The sequence below is a fragment of the Streptomyces melanogenes genome (assembly GCF_014649795.1).
GTDB lineage: Bacteria > Actinomycetota > Actinomycetes > Streptomycetales > Streptomycetaceae > Streptomyces > Streptomyces noboritoensis.
Genome location: NZ_BMTS01000002.1, coordinates 587781 through 611930, shown reverse-complemented (window position 1 = coordinate 611930; position 24150 = coordinate 587781). Strand labels below are relative to the sequence as shown.

Genomic DNA, 24150 nt, shown 5'->3' with positions numbered 1-24150 from the left:
AGAACGCCGAGGGGCCCGCCCGGCTGCTGCCGGACGGGCCCCTCGTCACTGCGCTACGGGCGTCAGTCGTCGCCCTGGAGGATCGCCACCAGACGCAGCATCTCCAGGTAGATCCAGACCAGCGACATCGTCAGGCCGAACGCCGCCAGCCACGACTCCTCGCGCGGGGCGCCGTACGTGATGCCGTCCTCGATCTGCTTGAAGTCCAGCGTCAGGAAGAAGCAGCCGATCAGGATGGCCAGCACGCCGACCGCGAAGCCGAGCGGGCCGAAGCTGCGCAGGCCGCCGCCGTCGGCGCCGCCGAAGGCGACCACCAGCAGGTTCACCATCGTCACCAGGACGAAGGCGATCGCGATGGTCATACCGATGCGCGCGTACCGCGCGGTCACGCGGATCCAGCGCTGCTTGTACGCGAACAGCGTCGCGCCGGAGACCGCCAGCGTGCCCAGGACCGCCTGGAAGGGCGCGCCCGACCAGCGCTCGTTGAACATCTCGCTGATCACGCCGAGGAAGACGCCCTCGAACGCGGCATAGCCGATGATCAGCGCCGGGACCGGCTTGGCCTTGAACGACTGGATCATCGCGAGGACGAACGCCACCAGGGCGGCACCGACCGCCAGCCCGTAGCTGGTCGAGCTGACCGGCAGCAGGGCCCAGGCGAGGGCCGCGCCCGCGGCCACCACGCCCAGCGTGATCGCGGTGCGCGAGACGACGTCGTCCATCGTCATCACGTTGCCGCGGGCCGGGGCCTGGGGGGCGCCGTACTGCGTGTCCTGCTGGGCGTAGGGGTTCGTCGCGTACGGATTCGTCGCGTACGGGTTCGTCGGTGCCTGCGCGTACGGGTTTCCCCCGGCCTGCGGCGCGGTGTTGAAGCCCGCGTAGCCGTTGTCGCGGCTGAACCCCCGTCGCGAGAAGACCGGGTTGCTGCTCCTCATCTCACTCCTCCATGGCCGCCGTGCGCGGCCTTGACGTCAAGGGTAATGGGAAAGCAAAACAATCACCCTAGTGCTCTGGGAGGATCTTTCCTCGCCGGGCGAGACGTACACCAGGGGGTCCGCGGTCACAAGAGTGCCACGGGAGGTGGCCGGACGGGCGCCGGCGGGGTGAGCGGGCGGCCTGGTGCCGTCGGGACGGGGGCCGAGGTGTGGGGCGGGAGGGCGCGGGAAGTGTTTACCCACGCGTCACTCATTCGCCGGTAATCCCGCCGCGCCGCTCGTTCGGCCACGGTTCCGTGGCCGTTCCCAGCGCGTTCCGCAGTCGTTTTGCGCACCGAATTATCGGTTCTTCCACCCCTCCCCCGAGGGAGCGAGAGGTGCCCGGAGCCGGACTTGAACCGGCACGGCCCTAGGGCCAGCGAGGTTTAAGCTCGCCGTGTCTGCATTCCACCATCCGGGCTGGTCGCGCGGTTCCTACGTTCGCCCGAAGAGCCTATCCGGGACGGCTCGCTCATACGGCGGAACGGCGGCTGATGTTGTCTTATTTTATTGGCGCTTGAGGGTGTGTCAGCGGGGCCCGAAACGGCTGCGGCACATGCCGGAGGCGGTTGGCAGGCATACCGGTCAGCCGGACTGTGCGTAGCGGATTGACGCGAATTCGACTCCCGCTCCCGGACCGCCCGTGCGACCGGGGCCGACCAGGGGCGGCCGGGGGCGCCTCGGGGGTCGTGTCATACCGGAGGAGGAGGCGAGTGGGGCTCGTATAAGACTCAAGACGGCCGGGGAACGGGCACAGGGACTGACGTTCCGGGGGGTCGGCGGCATCGAGGATGGAGGAGTCCCCAGTTCCGGCTTCCGACAGGAGTCCTCCGTTGACCACCATCCCCACCGCACACCGCGCCACCGCGGTGGCCGCCCGCGCCACCGAGCTGTCGAAGGTCTACGGCGCGGGCGAGACCCAGGTGGTCGCGCTCGACCGGGTCACGGTCGACTTCCGCCAGGGCGAGTTCACCGCGATCATGGGCCCGTCGGGCTCCGGCAAGTCCACGCTGATGCACTGCGTGGCCGGGCTCGACTCGTTCAGCTCCGGGTCGGTCCGCATAGGCGAGACCGAGCTCGGCTCGCTCAAGGACAAGCAGCTCACCCAGCTGCGCCGGGACAAGATCGGCTTCATCTTCCAGGCGTTCAACCTGCTGCCGACACTGACCGCGGCCGAGAACATCACGCTGCCGATGGACATCGCCGGCCGCAAGCCCAACAAGCAGTGGCTGGACCAGGTCATCGACATGGTGGGGCTCTCCGGGCGCCTCTCGCACCGGCCCACCCAGCTCTCCGGCGGCCAGCAGCAGCGCGTGGCCGTGGCCCGCGCGCTGGCCTCCCAGCCCGAGATCATCTTCGGTGACGAGCCGACCGGAAACCTGGACTCGCGCTCGGGCGCCGAGGTCCTGGGCTTCCTGCGCAACTCGGTGCGCGAGCTCGGCCAGACCGTGGTCATGGTCACCCACGACCCGGTCGCCGCCTCCTACGCGGACCGCGTGATCTTCCTGGCCGACGGCCGTGTCGTCGACGAGATGCTCCACCCGAGCGCCGACGGCGTCCTCGACCGCATGAAGGAGTTCGACGCCAAGGGGCGTACGAGCTGAACCCGCGGGCCACCGGCCCCGCTCGCCCCCTGTTCGAACCCCTCCAGGACTGAGAAAGCCCATGTTCAAAACCGCCCTGCGCAACGTGCTCGCGCACAAGGCCAGGCTGCTGATGACCGTGCTCGCCGTGATGCTCGGCGTGGCCTTCGTCTCCGGCACCCTCGTCTTCACCGACACCCTCAAGAGCGCCTTCAAGAACCAGTCGGCCAAGAGCTACGACAACGTGGCCGTGGCCGCCGAGTCCTTCGGCAGCCGGGACGACGACAAGCAGGACCCGGGCATCGGGAAGCAGACCGTGCGCAAGATCGAGGCCCTGGACGGGGTCACCTCGGTCAACGGGCGCGTCGACGGGTTCGCCGGAGTGGCCGACAAGAAGGGCAAGCTGATCGGCCAGGGCTGGGCCAACAAGGGCGGGAACTTCTCCCCCGGCAAGGACGGCAAGGACCCGGCGTACACCTTCACCAACGGCACCGGGCCGGTCCTCGACGCGCAGATCGCGCTCGACGAGGACACCGCCGACAAGGGCGGGTACAAGGTCGGCGACCGGATCCGCGTCGCCACCAACGGGCCGGTGAAGACGTACACGCTCTCGGGCGTCTTCACCACCGAGGACGGCGGGGTCAACGCGGGCGGCAGCCTCGTCCTGTTCGACACCAAGGTCGCCCAGCAGCTCTACCTCAAGCCCGGGTTCTTCCAGAAGGTCAACGTCTCCGCGAAGCCCGGCACCGACGCCCAGAAGCTCCTCGACCAGGTCCTGCCGCTGCTGCCCGAGCACGCCACCGCCCGCACCGGCCAGGCGCTCGCCGCGCAGGAGGCGGACGACATCGAGAAGGGGCTGAGCGCGCTCAGCCAGACGCTGCTCGCCTTCGCCGCCATCGCGCTGTTCGTCGGCATCTTCCTGATCTCCAACACCTTCACCATGCTGGTCGCCCAGCGCACCAAGGAGCTGGCCCTGATGCGGGCCGTCGGCGCCTCCCGCGCCCAGGTGAGGCGCTCGGTGCTCACCGAGGCGCTGGTCGTCGGCACGGTCGCCTCGGCGGTCGGCTTCGGGCTCGGCCTCGGGCTCGCGGTGGGGCTGCGCTCCGCGATGGACTCGTTCGGCGTGAAGCTGCCGGCCGGTTCGCTGATCGTCTCCTCCACCCCGGTGATCGCCGCGCTCGCCGTCGGTGTGCTCGTCACCCTGATCGCCGCGCTGCTGCCCGCCTGGCGCGCCGCGAAGATCCCGCCGGTCGCCGCGATGAACAGCGTGCACGCCGCCGCGACCACCAAGTCGCTGGTCGTACGGAACACCATCGGCGCGATCATCGCCCTGGGCGGCTTCGGCGCGATCCTGGCCGGCGCGGGCGCCGGGCGGGACGGCAAGACCATGATCGGCTTCGGCGCGTTCCTCGCGCTGGTCGGCATCATCATCCTGATCCCGCTGCTCTCGCGGCCGGTGATCGGCGTGATGCGCCCGCTGCTGACCCGCGCGTTCGGCGTCTCCGGCAAGCTGGCCAGCCAGAACGCGGTCCGCAACCCGCGCCGCACCGGCGCCACCGCCTCCGCGCTCGCCATCGGCCTGACCCTGGTCACCGCCCTGTCGGTGCTCGGCATCACGGTCGGCAAGGCCGTCGACAAGACGACCACGGACAACATCAAGGCCGACTACATGGTCGCGATGGCCAGCGGCGACCGCCTGGACAAGTCGGTCGTGCCGGAGCTGCGCAAGGCCCCGGGCGTCGTCGCGGCCTCGCCCAAGCAGGCCTCGTACCTGAAGCTCGACGGCGACTACCGCTCGGTCGCCGGTGTCACGCCGGGCGACGTCGAGAAGGTGCTGAACGTCGAGACGGTCTCCGGCTCGCTGGCCACGCTCGGCCAGGGGCAGCTCGCGGTCGACGACGAGACGGCGAAGAAGCACGGCTGGAAGCCGGGCTCGCGGCTGCCGGCCGAGTTCGACGACAAGAAGAAGGCGTCCCTCACGGTCGGCGCGGTCTTCAAGAAGCAGGAGTTCCTGGCGCCGGTGCTCGCGGCGACCTCGCTCCTCGACCCGCACGAGAGTCGGCCGCACATCGAGTCGGTCTTCGTGAAGATGTCCGGCGGCGCCACCAAGGCCAATGAGCAGGCGCTGGTCAACGCGCTCGGCGACAACCCGGCGATCAGCTTCATGGACCAGCAGGACATCCGCGACACCTTCGGCGGCATGATCAACACGCTGCTGAACATCATGTACGGGCTGCTCGCGATGGCGCTGCTGATCGCGGTCCTCGGTGTCATCAACACGCTGGCCATGTCGGTCTTCGAGCGCCAGCAGGAGATCGGGATGCTGCGGGCGATCGGCCTGGACCGCTCCCGGGTCAAGCGCATGATCCGTCTGGAGGCCGTCGTCATCTCGGTCTTCGGCGCGGTCATCGGCACCGGCCTCGGCACCTTCCTGGCCTGGGCGATCGGCGAGACCATCAAGGGCTCGATCCCGGCGTACGCGCTGGTCGTCCCGTGGGACCGGATCGCCCTGTTCCTCGCCCTCGCGGGCCTGGTGGGCGTACTGGCCGCGATGTGGCCGGCCCGCAGCGCGGCGCGGCTGAACATGCTGACGGCGATCAAGACGGAGTAGTCGGTCCGGAATGCCTGAAGGGCCGGATCCCCTCGTGGGGTCCGGCCCTTCGTGCTTGTACGGGTCAGCTGCCCGCGCAGTACGACATCAGCGTGTCGTGGTTCGCCTTGAACTGGTCGTAGACCGCGTCGTCGTTGATCTTCAGGATCGTCTCGTCGTTGGAGCGCAGAGCCTGCCACGAGTAGTTGTGGCTGCCGGTCCAGACGACCTTCTCGTTGGCGACGCCCTCGTACGTGCCGTTCACCAGCAGGTACTTGGAGTGGATGCCGATGTTGGTGGTGTGCCCGGCGGGCGGGGTCTCCCAGCACTCGACGCGCGCGGTGAGCTGCCCGTACAGGATCGACTCGACGGTCTTGCCCATCGACGGGACGCCCGTGCCGCCGCCGTTGGGGTTGGCGTCGGCCGCGAGGTACACCTTGCAGCCCGCGTCCACCATCGAGGCCAGCTTGGTGGCGATCTGGTCGCGGTAGAAGAGGTTGGCCGCCATCCGCACCTCGGAGTGCTGGGTGGCGGAGCAGGTGACCTTGTCGAGGATCAGCTTGACCGTGTCGGTGGCCGGGTCCGTCGAGTAGGTGGTGCCGGACGTCTCCTTGCGGGGGAAGAAGTACGTCTTGTAGTTCGGGTTGGTCGAACTGATCGGCGTCGAGTAGTAGGTGTTGTTGCTCGTGCCCGAGGAGCCGTCCGTCACCTGGTCGTCGAAGTACGCCTGGTAGTTGGCGTAGAGACCGGCGTCGACCAGGGTGACGGCGTTGTTGAAGAGGTCGGTGCGCTGGGTGCCCGACATGTTGGCCGAGGTCTGCACCACGACGTTGTCCGCGCCTCCCGTGTGGGAGAAGAGGAAGAACTTGTTGTGGTTGATCGAGCCGTCGTCGTCCGCGTTCAGCTTGCGGTTGGCGATGCAGGCGCGGCCCTGCGGGCAGGACAGGATCCAGGACGCCTTGGTGCGGTCGGTGCCGAGCGCGGCGGCCAGGTTCTCGTACTCGCCGCCCTTGGTCAGCTCGCTGCCGTCGGGCTTGAAGTTGTGCGACTTGTAGTCGACGACCAGCTTCACGGCGACGCCGCGGTCCTTCGCGGCGATCAGCGCGGTGCGCAGGACGTCGTCGGTGAAGGTGTACATCGACATCTGGATGGTGCTGCCCGCGGGGGCGTCGTTCACCAGCGAGACGACGTGGTCGCGGATCTTGTCCTGGTCGGCGGTGGGGCCGGAGGGGTCGTTGAAGATCGCGCCGTTCGTGACGGTGACGGTGTCCGCTGAAGCCGCGCCCGGCGCGGCGAGGACGGACATCAGGGCAACGGTCAGGCCGAGGAGCCAGGTTCTGCGGTGGCGGTGCACGCGTACTCCATATGTGGCATATGCATGACAATTGGAACTCCGGGACGCCGCCCGGGTTGCCGAACGTATCATTCCGGCTGCGGGTCGCCTTGGGCTGGTTAAGCCGTACTCCCCCAACTCCGCGTCCTCAGCCCCATCCCCGACCCCCCGCCCTCCGGCGTCCTCACCGCCAGGATCTGGTTGACGCCGATCCTGTTGCGCTCGAAGGACAGGGCCGAGGCCGCCATGTAGAGCCGCCAGACGCGGGCCCGGCCGGGGGTGGTCAGGCGTACCGCGCGGTCCCAGCCCGCCTCCAGGTTGCGTACCCACTGACGCAGCGTCAGGCCGTAGTGCTCGCGGATGGCCTCCACGTCGCGTGCCTCGAAACCCGCGTCCTCCAGGGTCGACAGCGTCCGCCCGAGCGGGGCCAGTTCGCCGTCGGGAAAGACGTACGCGTCGATGAACTCGTCCACGTGGTACGCCGCCTCGTCCCCCTCGGGGCGGCGCGCGATCTGGTGGTTGAGCAGCCGGCCGCCGTCCTTCAGCAGGGCGTACAGGTCGTCCGCGTACTCCCGGTAGCGCACCGAGCCGACGTGTTCGGCCATCCCGATCGAGGAGACGGCGTCGTACGGACCGTCCCGTACGTCCCGGTAGTCCTGCACCCGGATCTCGATCCGGTCGGCCAGGCCCTCCTCGGCGATGCGCTTGCGGGCGTAGGCGGCCTGTTCGGCGCTGAGCGTGATGCCGACGACGTGGGCGCCGTGGTGGCGGGCCGCGTGCAGGGCCAGCGAGCCCCAGCCGCAGCCGACGTCGAGCAGCCGGCCCCCCTCCTTGAGGCCGAGCTTGCGGCAGATCAGCTCCAGCTTGTCGCGCTGGGCCTCCTCCAGGGTGGCGTCGGGGCGCTCCCAGTACGCGCACGAGTAGACCATCGAGGGGCCGAGCACCAGCTCGTAGAAGGCGTTGCCCACGTCGTAGTGGTGGCTGACGGCCTGCTTGTCGCGGCGTCTGGTGTGCAGCCGGCCGGTGCGGCGGCGCAGCTCCTCGGCGGGCGGGGCGGGCGGCGGCAGCGGGCCCGCGAGCCGCAGCAGCTCCCGGGCGGCGGCCCGCAGCCTCGGGTCGCGTACGGGATGGACCGGGTCCTTCGGCTCCGCGGCGCGCTCCCAGACCAGCCCGGACAGCAGGTCCAGGGCCAGATAGAGGTCGCCCTCGATGTCGAGCTCGCCGGCCACCCAGGCGCGCGCCAGGCCCAGTTCGCCCGGCTTCCACAGCAGTCGGCGCAGGGCGCGGCGGTGGTGCAGCACGACCACCGGGGCGCCCGGCGGGCCGGCCTCGCTGCCGTCCCAGGCGCGGATGCGGACCGGAAGGGCCTCGCCCAGGAGCTCGTCGGCGAGAGCGGTCAGCCGCGTCGCGACGTCGGCCATGGCGCACACCTCCGTGAAGTCGACCCCCACATGCCCAGCACCCCGGACAACAGTGCCCCGGGCACCGGCCTTCCCGCTACAGCGCCACGGGCGTACATCGGCGGCGCGAAGGTGACGGCATCCACGGGCGCACGGGCACGCACGCCGAAGGGGCCGTCCGCACCACGGATGGCGGACGGCCCCTTCGGGGTGTTACTGGGTGACCGAGGTCAGGAGGCCTTGGCCTTCTCCTCGACCTTGTCCTTCGCGGCCGGGGCCGGAGCGGGCTTGGCGGCCTCGTAGAACTCCTCGCGCGGCGACTCCATGGCGCCGAGCGAGACGACCTCGCGCTTCAGGAACATCGCGAGGGTCCAGTCGGCGAAGACGCGGATCTTGCGGTTCCAGGTGGGCACGGCCAGACCGTGGTAGCCACGGTGCATGTACCAGGCGAGACGGCCCTTGAGCTTGATCTTCATCTTGCCCATGACGATCATCGCGACGCCCTTGTGGAGGCCGAGGCCCGCCACCGCACCCTTGTTGGCGTGCGCGTACTCCTTCTGCGGGAAGCCCCGCATGCCGGAGACCACGTTGTCGCCGAGGACCTTGGCCTGGCGCAGCGCGTGCTGGGCGTTCGGCGGGCACCAGGCGTTCTCGACACCGGCCTTGCGGGCGGCGAGGTCCGGGACCTGGGCGTTGTCGCCCGCGGCCCAGATGTAGTCGGTGCCCTGGACCTGGAGGGTCGGGGCGGTGTCGACGTGGCCGCGCGGGCCGAGCGGCAGGCCGAAGCGGGCCAGCGCGGGGTTGGGCTTGACGCCCGCGGTCCACACGATGGTGTTGGAGTCGACCTCGAGGCCGTTCTTCAGCACGACGTGGCCGTCGACGCAGGAGTCCATGGAGGTCGAGAGGTAGATCTCGACACCGCGGCCCTCGAGGTGCTCCTTGCCCCACTTGCCGAGCTGCGGCCCGACCTCGGGGAGGATCTTGTCGGCGGCGTCGACCAGGATGAAGCGCATGTCCTCGCGCTTCACGTTGGTGTAGTACTTGGCCGCGTCGCGGGCCATGTCCTCGACCTCGCCGATCGTCTCGGCACCGGCGAAGCCGCCACCCACGAAGACGAAGGTCAGCGCCTTGCGGCGGACGTCCTCGTCGGTCGTGGAGTCGGCCTTGTCCAGCTGCTCCAGGACGTGGTTGCGCAGTCCGATGGCCTCCTCGACGCCCTTCATGCCGATGCCCTGCTCGGCGAGGCCGGGGATCGGGAAGGTGCGGGAGACCGCGCCGAGGGCGACGACCAGGTAGTCGAAGGGCAGCTCGTAGGCCTCGCCGACGAGCGGCGCGACCGTGGCGACCTTGCGGTCCTGGTCGATGCTGGTGACACGGCCGGTGAGCACCTCGGCTCCGCGCACGACGCGTCGCAGCGGGACGACGACGTGGCGCGGGGAGATGCTGCCTGCGGCGGCTTCGGGGAGGAAGGGCTGGTACGTCATGTACGACCGCGGGTCGACGACCGTGACGGTCGCCTCGGCGTAGCGCATCTTCTTGAGAATGCGCCGTGCCGCGTACAGGCCTACGTACCCACCGCCTACGACGAGGATTCGGGGACGCTCCGTGGTGCTCATGCCATCGAGTATCCACCCCCCTGTGGACCCCCGCTCGTGCGCCCCTTCACAAGGTCCGACGGACCCTCTGCTACACTTCGCGGCCCACGTGACCCAGGTCATGGTGTGCGGAGGGAACCAAGGTGTAGGGGAGAACGTTGTTCACCCCTCCTGAACTGGCCCTCACACGGTTCCGCGGGCTAGACCACCGGGCCGCGACACACGCCCGTAACATACGGTCCGACCCTTGGATCGCGCCCTGTTGAGCCTCTGGACCTGCAGAAGAGAGGCCCGGGGCCCTCGATCGGGGCCAACTGACGGGTTTTCCTTGTGAAGAAGTTCACGAACTTTCTTGCGGAGGGCGGTCCGGAGGGCCCCTGGAAGGCCCTCCGGGACCCCTTTCACGCGATCGACCAGGCGATTCCGTCGAGGATGTCGTGCTCGCTGACCACGACCTCGCGGGCGCCGGTGCGCTCCATGACCGCCAGCAGGACCAGCGCGCCCGCCGCGATCACGTCGATGCGGCCCGGGTGCAGGACCGGGATCGCCGTGCGCTCCTCGTGGGTCGAGGCGAGCAGCCGCTCGGTGACCGCGCGGACCTGCTCGTAGGAGATACGGGAGTGGTGGATCGCCGCCGAGTCGTACGCCTTGAGGTCCAGCGCGATCGCGGCGACCGTGGTCACCGAACCGGCCAGGCCCACCAGCGTGCGGGGCTCGCGCAGCGGCACCGTCCGCTCGGCGAGGTCGAGGGCCGCCTCGACGTCCGCCCTTATCGCCGCGATCTGCTCGGGGGTGGCCGGGTCGCCGGGGTGGTGGCGCTCGGTCATCCGCACGCAGCCGACGTCCACGGAACGGGCCGCGCGCACCTGCCGCGAGCCGACCACGAACTCCGTGGAGCCGCCGCCGATGTCGACCACCAGGTAGTCGCCGTCGGCGTGGAGCTCCTTCGTGGCGCCGGTGAAGGAGAACTCGGCCTCCTGGTCGCCGGTGATCACCTCGGGCTCGACGCCCAGGATGTCCAGGACGCCCCGGACGAACTCGTCGCGGTTCTCGGCGTCGCGGGAGGCGGAGGTGGCGACGAAGCGCAGGCGCTCGGCGCCGAACTCCTTGATGACCGCCGCGTACTCGCGGCAGGCCGCGAAGGTGCGCTCAAGCGCCTCGGGGGCGAGGCGGCCGGTGCGGTCAACGCCCTGGCCCAGGCGCACGATCGTCATCCGGCGGTCCAGGTCGACGAGTTCGCCCGTCTCCGGGTCGCAGTCGGCGACCAGGAGGCGGATCGAGTTCGTACCGCAGTCGATGGCGGCGACCCGGGTCACTTGGCGTCCTCCCCCTCTGCGCACGGGGTGACGCAGGGGCCCTTCGCCCACCACTCGGGGAGCATCGCGATCGCCTCGTCGCCCAGCGGGTTCACCCCGGGGCCGGCCGCCAGCGAGTGGCCGACCAGGACGTGCAGACACTTCACGCGGTCCGGCATGCCGCCCGCGCTCGGGAAGCCCTCCAGGACCTCGATGGCGTCGCGGCGGGCGATGTAGTCCTCGTGGGCGGCGCGGTAGGCCGCGGCCAGCTCGGGGTCCGTCGCCAGACGCTCCGTCATCTCCTTCATGACCCCGTTGGCCTCCAGCGTGCCGATCGCCGACGCGGCCCGCGGGCAGCTCAGGTAGTACGTCGTCGGGAACGGCGTGCCGTCGGGCAGCCGGGGGGCCGTCTCGACCACGTCCGGGTTGCCGCACGGGCAGCGGTGCGCGATCGCGCGCAGTCCGCGCGGCGGACGGCCCAGCTGCTCCTGGAAGGCGGCGATGTCCGCGGCGGTCGGCTCGGTGCTGGGCGTCTGGGGCGGGGGCGTTTCCATCGCGGTGTCTGTCTCAGTCTCTGTCTGTCTGGATCTGTCGCTGTCTGGACCGGGCGGTGGCGTCAGTCGCCGGGGCGGTCGGTCTTGTCCACGCCGTCCCACAGGTTCTGGTGCCAGGGGCGGCCGGTGGCGGCCTTGCCGTCGCGGCGGCCCTTGCCGGCCGACGGGTCGGTCACGGTGTAGCCGGTCTCGCCCGGAAACTGCATGTGCAGGTGCTCACGGGCCAGCCGCTTGATGTACGCGTCGTCCTGGAGCCGCGCCTTCTCGTCGCGCAGCCGCTCGACCTGCGTGGCCGCGTCGTGCTCCTTGCGGCGCTGCTCGGCGATGTCGCCGCGCTGCGACACGTACTGGCGCATCGGGTACGCGAGGGCCACCACCAGCGAGCACATCACCAGGGCGAGCAGGGCGGCGCGCCCGGTGAGCCGGGAGCGGCGCGCCTGGCGCCTGGTCTGGGAGCGGTAGACCCGGGCCGCGGTCTGCTCGCCGAGCACCTTGAGCCGGGCCGCGGTGGAGAACCGGTCCCGGTTGCCCTTGGCCATGTCGCCCCGCTCCCCTCACGTACGTACAACGTCCCCGGACACGGTACGGGACCGGGGACGGGGACGTACGTACGACAGGGCGGTCTGCCCATGTCAGGACTGCTTGGCTGGCCGGGGGCCAGTCGGTCAGCCCTTGAAGCGCGGGAAGGCGCTGCGGCCCGCGTACACCGCCGCGTCGTCGAGGATCTCCTCGATGCGCAGCAGCTGGTTGTACTTGGCGACGCGGTCCGAGCGGGCCGGGGCGCCGGTCTTGATCTGGCCGCAGTTCACCGCGACGGCGAGGTCGGCGATGGTGACGTCCTCGGTCTCGCCGGAGCGGTGGGACATCATGCACTTGAAGCCGTTGCGCTGGGCCATCTCGACGGCGTCCAGGGTCTCGGTCAGCGAACCGATCTGGTTGACCTTGACGAGCAGGGCGTTGGCGGAGCCCTCCTCGATGCCGCGGGCCAGGCGCTCCGGGTTGGTGACGAAGAGGTCGTCGCCGACGATCTGGACCTTGGAGCCCAGCTTGTCGGTGATGACCTTCCAGCCGGCCCAGTCGTCCTCGTACAGCGGGTCCTCGATGGAGACCAGCGGGTACGCGGAGACGAGCTCCTCGTAGTACTCGGTCATCTCGGCGGCCGAGCGGGACTGGCCCTCGAACTCGTACTTGCCGTCCTTGTAGAACTCGGACGCGGCGACGTCGAGCGCGAGCGCGATGTCCTTGCCCGGGGCGTAACCGGCCTCCTTGATGGCCTCGAGGATGAGGTCCAGGGCGGCGCGGTTGGACTCCAGGTTCGGGGCGAAGCCGCCCTCGTCGCCGAGGCCGGTGGACAGGCCCTTGCGCTTCAGGACGGCCTTGAGGGTGTGGTAGACCTCGGCACCCCAGCGCAGCGCCTCGGAGAAGGACTCCGCGCCGATCGGGGCGATCATGAACTCCTGGATGTCGACGTTGGAGTCGGCGTGCGACCCACCGTTGAGGATGTTCATCATCGGAACGGGCAGCAGGTGCGCGTTCGGGCCGCCCAGGTAGCGGAACAGCGGCAGGTCGCTGGCCTCGGAGGCGGCGTGGGCGACGGCGAGCGAGACGCCGAGGATGGCGTTGGCGCCGAGCGAGCCCTTGTTGTCCGTGGCGTCCAGGTCGAACATCGCCTGGTCGATCAGGCGCTGCTCGGTGGCGTCGTAGCCGACGAGCTCCGGGCCGATCTGCTCGATCACGGCGAGGACGGCCTTCTCGACGCCCTTGCCCTGGTAACGGCTGGGGTCGCCGTCGCGGAGCTCAATGGCCTCGAAGGCACCGGTGGAGGCACCCGAGGGGACGGCGGCACGGCCGGTGCTGCCGTCGTCGAGGCCGACCTCGACCTCGACCGTGGGGTTGCCTCGGGAGTCCAGGATTTCCCGGGCTACGACGACGTCGATGGACGGCACGAGCATCTCCTTCTGGGATGTGACGCGAATACGCCGGGCCGCGTGGTCCGGCACCCCTGAGCCTAACCGCCTCCGGGGCATCGGCCAGCCGACCGACCGCCCCGTGGGACGAAACGGGGGGCAAAATGTTCCCGAACAAAACAATCCCCCTGGCGGGGGCGGGGGGATCGGGGTTCAGCTTTCAGCGGAGTGGATCACTGCGGGCCCTGCGGGGGCGGGTGCGTGGATCACTGCGGGCCGGTGGTGGGCTGGTCGCGCAGTTCCCCGCGCCCCCAAGAGCGCCCCTGCGGGGCGCCCAGGGGATTGCCGCGGAGCGGCATTCTTAGGGGCGCGGGGAACTGCGCGACCAGCCACAGACGAGCCGCAGCCGCGAAACGCAGCTCCCCACCCCCTCGCGGAGCGCTCAGCTCAGGTGGAGCTGCTGGTCCACGTAGATCAGGTTCGCGTCCTTCACGACGTCCTTGTTCAGCTCGAACAGCTTCTGCCAGCCGCCCTTGACGCCGTGCGCCGCCGCGATGGACCCGAGCGTGTCGCCCGCCTTCACCTTGTACTCGCCGTCGCCGGTCTTGACCGGCGCCGGACGGGACTCGCCGCGCGACGCGGGCGCGGACTCGCGCTTCGGGGCCGGGGCGGCCTTCGTCGTGGCCTTGGGCGCGGCCTTCTTCGGCGCGGCCGAGGAGCCGGACGTGTCCACGTTCGGGGACGCGCCACCGGCGGAGAGGTTGCCCGCACCGGCGCAGGCCCAGGCACCCGGCCCCTGCATCGCGAGCAGCTTCTCGGCGGTGGCTATCTGCTGGCCCTTGGTGGCCAGGTCGGCGCGGGAGGCGTACTGCGTGCCGCCCGCCGCGGCCCAGGAGGACTGCGAGAACTGCAGGCCGCCGTAGTAGCCGTTGCCGGTGTTGATGGACCAGTTGCCGCCGGACTCGCACTGGGCGACCGCGTCCCAGGTGGCGACGGAGGCGGCGGAGGCGGAGCCCGCGGCCATCAGCGGGGCGGCGACGGCCGCGCCGGTGACCCCGGCGAGCGTGGCGACGCGGACGGCCTTGGACGGGCGACGGTGCTTGCCCTTGCCGGAAAGCAGCATGGAGTTCTCCTCACCGACGCCTGCGAGGTGAGCTGTCGGGTTCGGGCGAGTGAGTGGCCCGGCCGCGCCCCGAAAAGGCGCGTCTTCACCCCAAGCCGGTCCCGTCGGCCGTCTCGTACGTCTCGCCGCGTGGCGTACGTCCCTCAACGGCCGGGCCCGGCGCTTACCTTGGGTCCCCCGCTCCTGCCTACGGCGCATCGAGCGTCGACTGTTCCCCACGACCGACGGCAGGATTCGGCGTTTCCGGTCGGAGGGGCCCGTGGTGACGAGCGCTCCGACCGTAAACACACCAACCCCTGATGTTCAAAGGGGCACATCGGGGAGAAATCGCCCCCCGCACCCCTTCCACAACACCCGTTTCCGCAGGTCGGGGGCGTATCGCCCGTACCGGACCGACGGGGCACGCCAGTTGACGGAAAGAGACCCATGTCTCACTTGCGCAGAAGTGGACATAGGCCCCTGAACTACCCCTTGGCCGGGGCCGGGTTGTCCGTCTTTGTCGGGTTCTCGGTCGGGCTCAGATCGAGGCTCTGACCGGGCAGGATGAGGTTCGGGTCGGTGCCGATGGTCTTCTCGTTCGCCTTGTAGAGCGCGGACCAGCCGCCCTCGACCTTGTGCGAGCGCGAGATGTCCCACAGGTTGTCGCCGGGGCGGACGGTGTAGTCGCCGCCCTTGGTGAGCGCGTCGCCCGCCTCACGTGAGTCGGCGTCACCTCGCGAGGCGTGCCGCCCCGCTTCATGCGCGCTGTCCGTGGTGCCCGGCTCGGTGGTCGCGGGGGCGCCGCTCTCGGCCGGGTCCGGCGTGCCGCGGTGCTTGCCGCCGGAGGCGGAGCCCGTGGAGCCGGTGGAGCCGGTGGCGGGGTCGGTCGGCTTCCCAGAGCCGCTCGCGCCCGTGGACGGCGCCGACGGCGTCGCGGACGGCTTGGGCACGGTGGAGACCGTGCCCGACGGCTTCGTCGGCGCCGGCTTGGCGGGCGCGGACGGGGTGGTGGCGTCCGGGGTCGCGGCCCCCTCCTCGGAGGGGACGTACGGCGAGGGCGTGGCGCCCGGGTCGACGGCCGGCGCACCGGCGCCCGAGGTGAGCCCGGAGACCGCCGAGCAGCTCGTGAAGGCCTTGGGGCCCTTCGCCGCGAGCACCTTCTCGGCGACGGCTATCTGCTGCGAGCGGCTGGCCAGGTCGGGCCGCTCGGCGTACGCCGTACCACCGTAGGCCTGCCAGGTCTCCTGGGAGAGCTGGAGCCCGCCGTACAGTCCGTTGCCGAAGTCGGCGCTCCACGCGCCGCCGCTCTCGCACTCCGCGACGCGGTCCCACGTGGTCGCCGAGGCGGCGTTCGCGCCGCTCGCCGCGAAGAGCGGAAGGGCGAGGGCCGAGCCGGTCACCCCCGCCGCGACGACGAGTGCGGGAGCCTGGCGGGGTCGGCGGTGCCGTCCGTTCCCGGAGCGCATGCTGTGGCCTTCCGTGTGACTACGTCTGTGACTGACGAGCCGGGTGTGGAACCCGGTTCCCGAGTCGAGGGGTGAACGTAGCCGTACTCGAACGCTTGTCACAAGTCGATGCACCCGCGATAACGCCAAAGTCACAGTTTTGACGAACCGTCAGTTTCTGTCGGGGTGAACTCGACCGGAAGCGTGCGCAGTCCACGCATGATGAGCCCGCCGCGCCAGCGCAAATCGGCAGGATCCGCCCCGAGCCGCAGGTCAGGAAGGCGGCGCAACAGGGTGGCCAGCGCGGCCTTCGCCTCCAGCCGGGCGAGCGGGGCGCCCAGGCAGTAGTGAATGCCGTGGCCGTAGCCGAGGTGCTGGTTGTCGCGGCGGCCGAGGTCGAGCACGTCCGGGTCGGGGAACCGGCCGGGGTCGCGGTCGGCCGAGGCGAGGACGACGAGCACCGGGTCGCCGGCGGCGATGTCCTGGCCCCCGATCGTCAGCGGCCGGGTGGCGAACCGCCAGGTCGCGAGCTCCACGGGCCCGTCGTAGCGCAGCAGTTCCTCGACACCGGTGTCCAGCAGGTCCGTCTCCCCGGCCGCGAGCGAGGCCTGGAGCCGCTCGCGCTGGTCCGGGTTGCGCAGCAGCGCGTAGACCCCGTTGCCGATGAGGTTCACGGTCGTCTCGAAGCCGGCGAACAGGAGGATGAAGGCCATCGCGGCGGCCTCGTTCTCCGTGAGGTGCTCGCCGTGGTCGCTGGCGCGGATGAGTCCCGAGATGAGGTCGTCGCCCGGGTTCTCCCTCTTGCGGTGGATGAGTTCGAGCAGATACCCGCGCATCTTCTTGACCGAGCGGGCCACGCCGCCGCGCGGGCCGCCGCCGTGCCGGATCATCATCCCGGCCCAGTCGCGGAAGTCGTCCTGGTCCCCGCGCGGCACGCCGAGCAGGTCGCAGATGGCGTAGATGGGCAGCGGGAAGGCGAACTCGTGGATGAGGTCGGCCTCGCCGCGCTCCGCGAACCCGTCGATGAGCCGGTCGGTCAACTCCTGCACCCGGGGCGCGAATTCGGCGACCGTACGGGGAGTGAACGCCTTCGACACCAGCCGCCGCAGCCGGGTGTGGTCCGGCGGGTCGATGTTGAGCAGATGCGTCATCAGATCGGCCTTGCGCTCACCCGGAATGCCGGTCTTGCCCTTGGCGTGCGCGGGCTCGTCGTGGTGCGCGGGGTTCTTGGAGAGCCGCTGGTCGGCGAGCGCCTGCTTGGCGTCGGCGTACCGCGTCACGAGCCACGCCTCGACGCCGCTGGGCAGCTTGGTCCAGTGCACGGGCGAGTGCTCCCGCAGCCACCCGTAGGCGGGGTACGGGTCGGTGGCGAACTCCCAGGTGAACATCTCGGGGGCCGGGGCCGGGGCCTCGCCGGCCGGGCAAGAACCGGGAGCGACCGGGGCGGAGCCGGGCGCGGACGCGGCCGGGGCCTGTCCGGACAGAGTCCCGTTCGCGGGCAGCACGAGGTCATCGCCGGACGGGCTGGGAGTCCCGTTGGACCCGCCGGACTGCGTGGGATGCCGCACCGCCGTCAGGCCCCTTCCGCCGTGCGGATCGCGTCCCGGTACGCGCGCGCGGCCGCCCGCAGCGCCGCCTCCGGGTCCGTGCCGGCGGCCTCCGCCTCGGCCGCGAGGGCGAGCAGGCGGTAGCCGACGCCCTCGCCGGACGGCAGGGGGACGTCCAGGGAGGCGATCCGGGCGCGGGAGGCGAGCTTGGCCGCCAGGGCCAGGGCGGGCTGGCCGAGCGGGATGCCCTCGGTCACCGAGTCGCGCTGCTTCTCGGCCGCCTTCTGCCGCAGCCAGTGCTCCTTGACCTCCGCCGGGGTCTCGGCGTGCTCGTCGCCGAAGACGTGCGGGTGGCGGTGGATCAGCTTCTCCACGATCGTTCCGGCCACGTCGTCCACCGAGAACGGCTCCTCGGGGTCCTCCTCCGCGATCCGGGCGTGGAAGACCACCTGGAGCAGTACGTCCCCGAGCTCCTCGCGCAGCTCGTCGCGGTCGCCCTCCTCCACCGCCTCGACCAGCTCGTACGCCTCCTCAAGGGCGTACTTCGCGAGCCCCTTGTGGGTCTGCTGGGACGACCACGGGCACTCGCGCCGGATCCGGTCCATGACCTGGACGAGGTCGAGCAGCCGGGCGCCCGGCAGGTCGTAGGAGCCCGGCAGCAGCTCCAGGTCGGGCATGGCGACCCTGCCGGAGCCCGCGAGCCGGGCCAGCCCGTCGGTGAGCCGCCGGTCGCCCTCGCCGGAGGGGAGGACGACCACGGTGCGCCCACCGGCGCACGCCTCGACCAGCTCCCGCGCCTCGGGCTCCGCGATCTCGACCTCGACGCCCGCCTCGCGCAGATACGGCAGCTGCGGGTGGCCGGGGTCGGCGCAGAGCACCCGGTCGGCGGCGCGCAGCGTCTGCCAGGCGGGCCAGGACAGCAGTCCGGGCGCCACCCGGTGGCTGGCGGTGAGCAGGACGACGCGGCCGGGTTCTTCGAGAGTCACCTCCCGAACCTACCCCGACCGGTCAGCCGGTGACCGCGTCCCCTTCCTGGGGCCCGTTCTTGGTGACCTGGGCGATCCACGGCGTCTTGGTGTCGGCGAGCTGGATCGCCTTGTCGTCCCAGGTCCCGTACCGCGGATTGACGTCGATCTTGAGCTTCTTCGACGCCTCGGTGAGCGTCTTGGTGACGGACGCCTGGCCCTGCGGGGTGGACAGGTCGGCGCCGGTCGCGGCGGCCAGCGCGGTCAGCTGGACCTGCTCGCGCACCGCGTCGTCGATCTGGTCGGGGGCGACGCCGCGCTGCTGGAGGAGCATGTCGGCGAACGCCTTCTCGCCGCCGGCCTGCTGGGCCATCGCGGCCCGGGCGTCCTGGAGCTGCTTGCGGGTGACGTTCACCCCGGCGTCGGTGGCGGCCCGGTCGAGCACCCGGTCGAAGATCAGGCCGTGCAGCTTGGCGCGGCTGAGCTGGCCGGTGTTCTTGATCAGCTGGGCGGCCTGCGGCGAGGCCTGCTGCGCCGTACGGACGTCCTTGACCTGGGCCTGGAGCGCGGAGACCGGGATCCGGTCGCCTCCCACGACGGCCGCGGCGCCCGGGTGGGCCTCGCTGCCGCAGGCGGCGAGGAGTGGGCCCGCGCCGAGGAGCGCGACGGAGAGGGCGAGTGCGGTGCGACGGCGGCGGTGCAAAGGAGCCTCCCGGCGGATCGTGCGACAGTGCAGCGACCTGATGACCTTGCGGTGATCGATGTTAGGCAGTCTCAGTGGCGTGGGCCACTGATTCGCCCAACGATTCGGCCGTGCCGGGGGTCTCGGGGCGCAGCATGATCGTCCGGGAGAGGACGAAGGTGACCGGAATGGCCGTCGCGGCGGCGATCAGCGGGGCCCAGGTGCTGCTGAGGCCGAGCAGGTCCACCAGGACGTACATCCCGGTCGTGGTGATCACGAAGTTGGCCGCGTTGGTGAGCGGGAAGAGCAGGAACTTCCGCCAGGTGGGCCGGGTGCGGTAGGTGAAGTACGAGGTGAGGAAGAACGAGCCGACCATGGCCAGCAGGAAGGCCGTGATGTGGGCGACGACGTACGGCACCCAGGGCAGGAAGAGCAGGTAGAGGCCGTAGTACGTGCCCGTGTTCACCACGCCCACCAGGGCGAACCGGACGATCTGGGCGGCGGTTCCGGGTTTCATCGGCGGGCGAACTCCCGGTCCGTGCCGCTCTGCCGCTCCGGCTGGCGCGGCACGGTGCCGCCCTCCTGGCCGGAAACGTTCGTCGCCTGCACCAGGAAGTGCGGACGGCGCTTGACCTCGTAATAGATGCGGCCGACGTATTCGCCGACCACGCCCACCATCACCATCTGCACTCCGGCCAGCGCGGTGACCACGACGAGCAGGGTGACATATCCGGGGGTGTCCACGCCGTTCACCATCGCGACACCGACGATCCACGCGGAATACGCCGTGGCGATCCCGAGCAGCAGCATGCCCAGATAGACGGCGGCCCGCAGTGGCTTGTTGTTGAACGAGATGACCCCGTCCATGCCGTAGTTCAGCAGTTTTCCGAACGTCCAGGCGGAACGCCCCTGTTCACGCACCGCATTCTCGTAACCGAACGTGGCGGTGGGGAATCCGACCCAGGCGAAGAGCCCCTTGGAGAAGCGGTTGTACTCGGTGAGTTCGAGTACCGCGTCGACCGTCCTGCGCGAGAGCATGCGGAAGTCTCCCACGCCGTCGACCAGTTCCACATCGACCAGGCGGTTGATCAGGCGGTAGTACAGGCGCGCGGTGAGGGTGCGCGTGACGCGGTCGCCCTTGCGGGTGCGCTGGGCGATCACCTGGTCGTGCCCCTGGGCGTGCAGGTCCATCATGCGGCCGATGAGCTCCGGCGGGTGCTGGAGGTCGGCGTCCATGATCACCACGGCGTCCCCGGCGGCGTGCCGCAGCCCGGCGAGCATCGCCGCCTCCTTGCCGAAGTTGCGGCTGAAGGAGACGTAACGGGCGCGCGGATCGCGGGCCGCGATCTCCTGGAGCAGCGGGAACGTGCGGTCCTTGCTGCCGTCGTCGACATAGAGGAGTTCGAATTCCGCGTCGAGCCGGGAGATTTCCTTGGTCACCTGATCATGGAAGCGGCCGATGATCTCCTCTTCGTTGAAGCAGGGCACGACAATCGAGATGAGCACGGTTCTCCCCCGTCGATACGGAGTACGGCTGTGGCAGTCAACGAAGAACAGCCGGGTCAGACGTCCGGGGCGGATTCACCGAATGACGACCGGGCGTCGATTAAGTGAACTGAACCCCCGGGCCGCTGATTTACGTGCAGCGGTCCGGCATATTCGACGGCAGCGAACAGCAGAGGATCCCCATGCCGACTCTCGAAGCCGTCCAGCTTCCCCCCGCCGCCCCGGCCGTGGCCGCCGGGACCGGCCGCCCCGTCGCGCGCGCGTCCGCCCTGGCCGCGCTGGTCACCGTGGTCGCGGTGTGCGCCGCCGACGCCGTCGCCCGGACCTTCCCCTTCGGGCGGCACACCCGCAGCGTCAACGACCTGGGCAACCAGTTCGTCCCGTTCCACGCCCATCTGTGGGACCTGCTGCACGGCCGCGCCCACGGCGGCGCCCTGGTCAACTGGCAGTCCGGGTACGGGACTTCGTTCCTGCCCGACATCGGTACGTATCTGGGCAGCCCGTTCGCCCTGCTGGTCGGGGTCTTCCCGCGCGACGAGATCGACCTCGCGGTGTACGTGATCACGGTCCTGAAGATGGCCGCGGCGGCGGTCGCGATGACCGTCCTGCTGCTCACCCTGCGCCCCTCCCCCGGGCGGCGCTGGGCGGCCGGGGTGCTGGGGGCGGCGTACGCGCTGTGCGGCTGGTCGGTGATCGAGGCCACGTACAACACGATGTGGCTGGACGGGCTGATCGCGTTCCCGATGCTCTGCCTGGTCGGCGAGTGGGCCCGCACCCGCAGGCACGCGCTGATCGGCCCGGTCGTGGTGGCGCTGGCCTGGACGGCGAACTTCTACACCGCCTACATGGCCACGATCGGGGCGGGCCTGGTCCTGCTGCTGCGGCTGTTCCTGGAGGAGACGGAGGTACGGGCCCGGGTGTGGGCGCTGGCCCGCGCGGCCTGGACGTCGGCGCTCGGCATCGGGCTCTCGGCGCCCGTCCTCTTCACCGTGTTCCTGGGCACCAAGCACGCGTATCCGGGCTGGAGCAAGGAGTTCGATCCGGTCCCGTGGAGCGACTTCCTGGCCCGCTGGCTCCCGGCGACGTACAGCTTCTCCAGCCCGGCGCTGTTCCTGGGCACGGGCGCGCTGCTGCTGGCGGGGGCGCTGGCGTTCAACCGGGCGGTGCCGGACCGCGAGCGGTACGCGTGGACGGGGCTGGCGCTGCTGGTGGCGCTCTCCTTCCAGTGGAAGCCGACGCATCTGGCCTGGCACGCGTTCCAGACGCCGAACGGCAGCCCGTACCGCCAGACGTTCGTGCTGAGCGGGATCCTGGTGATCGCCGCCTGGCTGTGCGTGGCGGACGGCCTGCCGGACCGGCGGGCGCTGCTGGGCGGGGGCGGGGTGCTCGCGGTCATAGCCGGCGGGGCCGCCTTCAGCGAACTGGTCTCGCCCTGGTCGTACCCCTTGTTCTTCGGCGGGCTCGCGGCCGCGCTCGGCGCGCTGCTGGTCGCCGGGCGGGCGCGGGGCCGCCGGGCGCTGGCACTGACCGCGGTGCTGCTGCTCGCCGGGGCGCAGACCGCGCAGGCGGCGGTGACGGTGGCCTACGGCGACCGGGAGCGGCTGCACCGGCTCGACAGCTATCCGGCGTGGGGCTCGGCTCACGACGCGCGCGAGGCGGCGGTGGCCGGGGCGGACGGCTGGCCCGCGTACCGCACGGACCCCGGCAGGCGGCAGATCACCGGCAACGACCCGCTGCTGCTCGGCGGCGAGGGCGCGTCGTACTACAGCAGCCTCACGCCCGACGTCCTGACCAAGACCATGACGGCGCTCGGCGGCGGCTGGACCTCGCGGGGCCGGTCCGTGCAGAGCCTGGACAACCCGGTGACGGACGCGGTGTTCGCGGTCGGGGCGCGGGTGCGGGCGGACAAGGGCAAGGCGCCGACGGTCACCCGCGCCCCGGTGCCGCCGCTGGTGACGGTGCGGGGCGGCGGCCCGGCCCCGGTGTACGGCAACTCCCCGTTCCGGAACCAGGAGTCGCTGCTCGGGGCGCGGGTGTACACGCTGCCACGCACGGTCGGCGAGGGGTGTGCGGCCGGGCAGGAGGCGTTCCTGTGGGCGCCGGAGTACACGGGCTGGGCGCGGCTCGGCACGGCCGGGAAGTGGGTGGAGTTCCGGGGCGGCGCGCCGAAGCGGCGGGCGGCGCTTGCCCCGCTGGGCGTCTCGACGGGCCCGTCGTCGCGGGTGGAACTGCGTCCCGCGTACAAGAAGGCGCAGTTGGGCTGTCTGGACCGGGGGGCGCTGACGGCGGCGGTCGAGCACCTGCGTACCACTGGGGCGACGGACGTCCACGTCACCGACAGTGGTGTACGGGCGGTCCTGCCCGCCGGGGCGGCCGGGACTGCGGTGTTCGCGATGCCGAGGATCGCGGGGTGGAGGTGCGCGGTGAACGGCGGCGCGGCGAAGCCGGCGGAGTCGTATCTGGGTCTGGTGTCCGTGCAGTTGAAGGGGTCCGACTCCCCCTCCACCGTCTCCTGCGACTTCCGTCCGCCGGGCCTGAAGGCGGGTTCGGTGGCGGGGGCGGCGGGGCTCGCCGGCCTGATCGGGACGGGGGCGCTGCTGGCGGTACGCAAACGGCGGGCCGGGGAGCCGAAGCACCCCTGACCCGCCGTTGCGCTGTCGCTTACTTGGCCACTACGGCGACCGGGGCGTCCCAGGCGTTCCGGTCGACCGTGAGGGTCACACCGCCGTACGTCTCCTTCTTGTTGATGGCGTACTGGTGGCCCCTGCGGTGGCCCGACCACTTGGTGCCGAACGGGTAGTTCGTGGTGGTCGACTCCGTGTCGTCGTACGCCGCGTACCAGAGCGCGTCCGGCATGTCGGTGCCCGGCGAGACGGCGGCGACGGCGGCCGCGCTGGAGGAGGCGAAGCCGTAGTAGCCGGTGCGGTAGCCCTTGGCGTGCAGGGCCTTGTTCCAGGCGCGGGTGTAGGTGAGCACGGTGTCCTTGCAGGAGGTGTTCGTGAGGTCGAACCCCTCCATGTCGAGGTAGACCGGGCTGCCGGGCCGCATGGCGAGGGCTGAGGCCTTGGCTCCGGCGTCCGCGCCGTCCGTCGCCCCCAGGGAGGCGGCGGTGGCGGCGGTCATCCGCTCCGGGTTGCTCCCGGACTTGCAGGGCGGCTGGGCACCGACGTACAGCGGGATGAGCTTCCACCCGACGACGCTCACGGACTTCACCCAGTCACGGGTGAGCTGCGGCTGAGCGCACCCGCGGTTCTTCCCCCCGATGTAGACGGCGGCACCGCCGTACGGCGATGCCGTCTTCCACGCCTTCATCTGGGCGAGGGTGGGGGCGGTGCAGGTGTCGAAGGCGCGGCCGGTGTAGGTGGCGGGCTTGGAGAGGGAGACGGGGCGAGCGGGCATGGCTGCGGCGGCCCCACTCCCACTCCCGCTCCCGGAGGAGGCGGCCTGGGCGGTGAGCGCGCCCCCGGCGAGCAGCAGGACGCCGCCGGTGGCCATGGCTATGGTGCGGTGCTTCTTGGACAGACGGTGACGGGCCACATCGATTCCTCAACTGATCGCAAGAGAGGAGGGAGCGTGCCGGGCACGCTCCCTCCTCTCTTGTTGCTGCTGACGTGCGTTACGCCTCGGGGACCTCGAACCACGGTTCCCGAGGCATGAGGCCGATCATGAGCC

Annotated in this window: 19 protein-coding genes, 1 tRNA gene and 1 riboswitch; of the genes, 3 read left to right on the top strand and 17 right to left on the bottom strand. The window is 70.9% G+C overall.

Going from position 1 to position 24150, the window contains the following annotated elements; genetic code table 11:
- Nucleotides 1-62: 62 nt before the first annotated feature.
- Complete coding sequence (locus IE252_RS06660; RefSeq protein WP_190088326.1) at nt 63-935, bottom strand: Bax inhibitor-1/YccA family protein; 873 nt, start codon at nt 933-935, stop codon at nt 63-65.
- Between the two features lie 378 nt (nt 936-1313).
- Nucleotides 1314-1395 (bottom strand) — tRNA-Leu (locus tag IE252_RS06655).
- A 412-nt stretch (nt 1396-1807) separates the two neighbouring features.
- Here IE252_RS06655 and IE252_RS06650 point away from each other — a divergent pair.
- Together IE252_RS06650 and IE252_RS06645 are read left to right on the top strand one after the other, a co-directional pair.
- Complete coding sequence (locus IE252_RS06650) at nt 1808-2578, top strand: ABC transporter ATP-binding protein (protein WP_190088325.1); 771 nt, start codon at nt 1808-1810, stop codon at nt 2576-2578.
- A gap of 61 nt (nt 2579-2639) precedes the next feature.
- Nucleotides 2640-5168: an ABC transporter permease gene (locus tag IE252_RS06645; RefSeq protein ID WP_190088324.1), complete on the top strand. Its 2529-nt coding sequence runs from the start codon at nt 2640-2642 to the stop codon at nt 5166-5168.
- Nucleotides 5169-5232: 64 nt separating this feature from the next.
- Here the strand turns inward: IE252_RS06645 and IE252_RS06640 are convergent, their stop codons facing one another.
- The 14 genes from IE252_RS06640 to IE252_RS06575 form a co-directional block, all read right to left on the bottom strand.
- The gene (locus IE252_RS06640) at nt 5233-6501 is read right to left on the bottom strand and encodes a phospholipase D-like domain-containing protein (RefSeq protein ID WP_229848033.1); all 1269 of its coding nucleotides are present in this window, start codon (nt 6499-6501) and stop codon (nt 5233-5235) included.
- A 98-nt stretch (nt 6502-6599) separates the two neighbouring features.
- Nucleotides 6600-7901 (bottom strand): SAM-dependent methyltransferase, encoded by a 1302-nt coding sequence (locus IE252_RS06635; protein WP_190088322.1) that lies wholly within the window; start codon nt 7899-7901, stop codon nt 6600-6602.
- 209 nt (nt 7902-8110) lie between these two features.
- Nucleotides 8111-9496: an NAD(P)/FAD-dependent oxidoreductase gene (locus tag IE252_RS06630; protein WP_101388644.1), complete on the bottom strand. Its 1386-nt coding sequence runs from the start codon at nt 9494-9496 to the stop codon at nt 8111-8113.
- Nucleotides 9497-9876: 380 nt separating this feature from the next.
- Nucleotides 9877-10791, bottom strand: a complete 915-nt coding sequence (locus tag IE252_RS06625; protein WP_190088321.1) for a Ppx/GppA phosphatase family protein — start codon at nt 10789-10791, stop codon at nt 9877-9879.
- On the bottom strand, nt 10788-11324 hold the full coding sequence (locus tag IE252_RS06620) for a DUF501 domain-containing protein (protein ID WP_190088320.1): 537 nt from the start codon (nt 11322-11324) through the stop codon (nt 10788-10790). The genes IE252_RS06625 and IE252_RS06620 overlap by 4 nt, the downstream gene beginning before the upstream one ends.
- 62 nt (nt 11325-11386) lie before the next feature.
- The gene (locus tag IE252_RS06615) at nt 11387-11863 is read right to left on the bottom strand and encodes an FtsB family cell division protein (protein ID WP_190088319.1); all 477 of its coding nucleotides are present in this window, start codon (nt 11861-11863) and stop codon (nt 11387-11389) included.
- Between the two features lie 126 nt (nt 11864-11989).
- Nucleotides 11990-13276: a phosphopyruvate hydratase gene (eno, locus tag IE252_RS06610; protein ID WP_190088318.1), complete on the bottom strand. Its 1287-nt coding sequence runs from the start codon at nt 13274-13276 to the stop codon at nt 11990-11992.
- Nucleotides 13277-13673: 397 nt separating this feature from the next.
- The gene (locus IE252_RS06605; protein ID WP_190088317.1) at nt 13674-14354 is read right to left on the bottom strand and encodes a LysM peptidoglycan-binding domain-containing protein; all 681 of its coding nucleotides are present in this window, start codon (nt 14352-14354) and stop codon (nt 13674-13676) included.
- 2 nt (nt 14355-14356) lie between these two features.
- Nucleotides 14357-14559, bottom strand: a riboswitch (cyclic di-AMP (ydaO/yuaA leader).
- 259 nt (nt 14560-14818) lie between these two features.
- Nucleotides 14819-15799: a LysM peptidoglycan-binding domain-containing protein gene (locus IE252_RS06600; protein ID WP_190088316.1), complete on the bottom strand. Its 981-nt coding sequence runs from the start codon at nt 15797-15799 to the stop codon at nt 14819-14821.
- A 131-nt stretch (nt 15800-15930) separates the two neighbouring features.
- Nucleotides 15931-17166, bottom strand: a complete 1236-nt coding sequence (locus tag IE252_RS06595) for a cytochrome P450 family protein (RefSeq protein ID WP_190088435.1) — start codon at nt 17164-17166, stop codon at nt 15931-15933.
- Between the two features lie 185 nt (nt 17167-17351).
- Nucleotides 17352-18311: a nucleoside triphosphate pyrophosphohydrolase gene (locus IE252_RS06590; RefSeq protein ID WP_190088315.1), complete on the bottom strand. Its 960-nt coding sequence runs from the start codon at nt 18309-18311 to the stop codon at nt 17352-17354.
- Nucleotides 18312-18333: 22 nt separating this feature from the next.
- Nucleotides 18334-18993, bottom strand: a complete 660-nt coding sequence (locus tag IE252_RS06585; RefSeq protein ID WP_190088314.1) for a SurA N-terminal domain-containing protein — start codon at nt 18991-18993, stop codon at nt 18334-18336.
- Nucleotides 18994-19054: 61 nt separating this feature from the next.
- A complete protein-coding gene (locus IE252_RS06580) occupies nt 19055-19489 on the bottom strand; it encodes a GtrA family protein (RefSeq protein WP_101388654.1) in 435 nt (144 codons plus the stop codon).
- Nucleotides 19486-20478: a glycosyltransferase family 2 protein gene (locus tag IE252_RS06575; protein ID WP_190088313.1), complete on the bottom strand. Its 993-nt coding sequence runs from the start codon at nt 20476-20478 to the stop codon at nt 19486-19488. The genes IE252_RS06580 and IE252_RS06575 overlap by 4 nt, the downstream gene beginning before the upstream one ends.
- A 182-nt stretch (nt 20479-20660) precedes the next feature.
- On the opposite strand from IE252_RS06575, the gene IE252_RS06570 reads away from it, so the two are divergent.
- Nucleotides 20661-23120 carry a YfhO family protein gene (locus tag IE252_RS06570; protein ID WP_190088312.1) on the top strand — a complete coding sequence of 820 codons (2460 nt, stop codon included), beginning with the start codon at nt 20661-20663 and terminating at the stop codon, nt 23118-23120.
- 19 nt (nt 23121-23139) lie between these two features.
- Here IE252_RS06570 and IE252_RS06565 read toward each other — a convergent pair whose 3' ends face one another.
- The gene (locus IE252_RS06565; protein WP_229848031.1) at nt 23140-24015 is read right to left on the bottom strand and encodes a glycoside hydrolase domain-containing protein; all 876 of its coding nucleotides are present in this window, start codon (nt 24013-24015) and stop codon (nt 23140-23142) included.
- Nucleotides 24016-24150 lie beyond the last annotated feature (135 nt).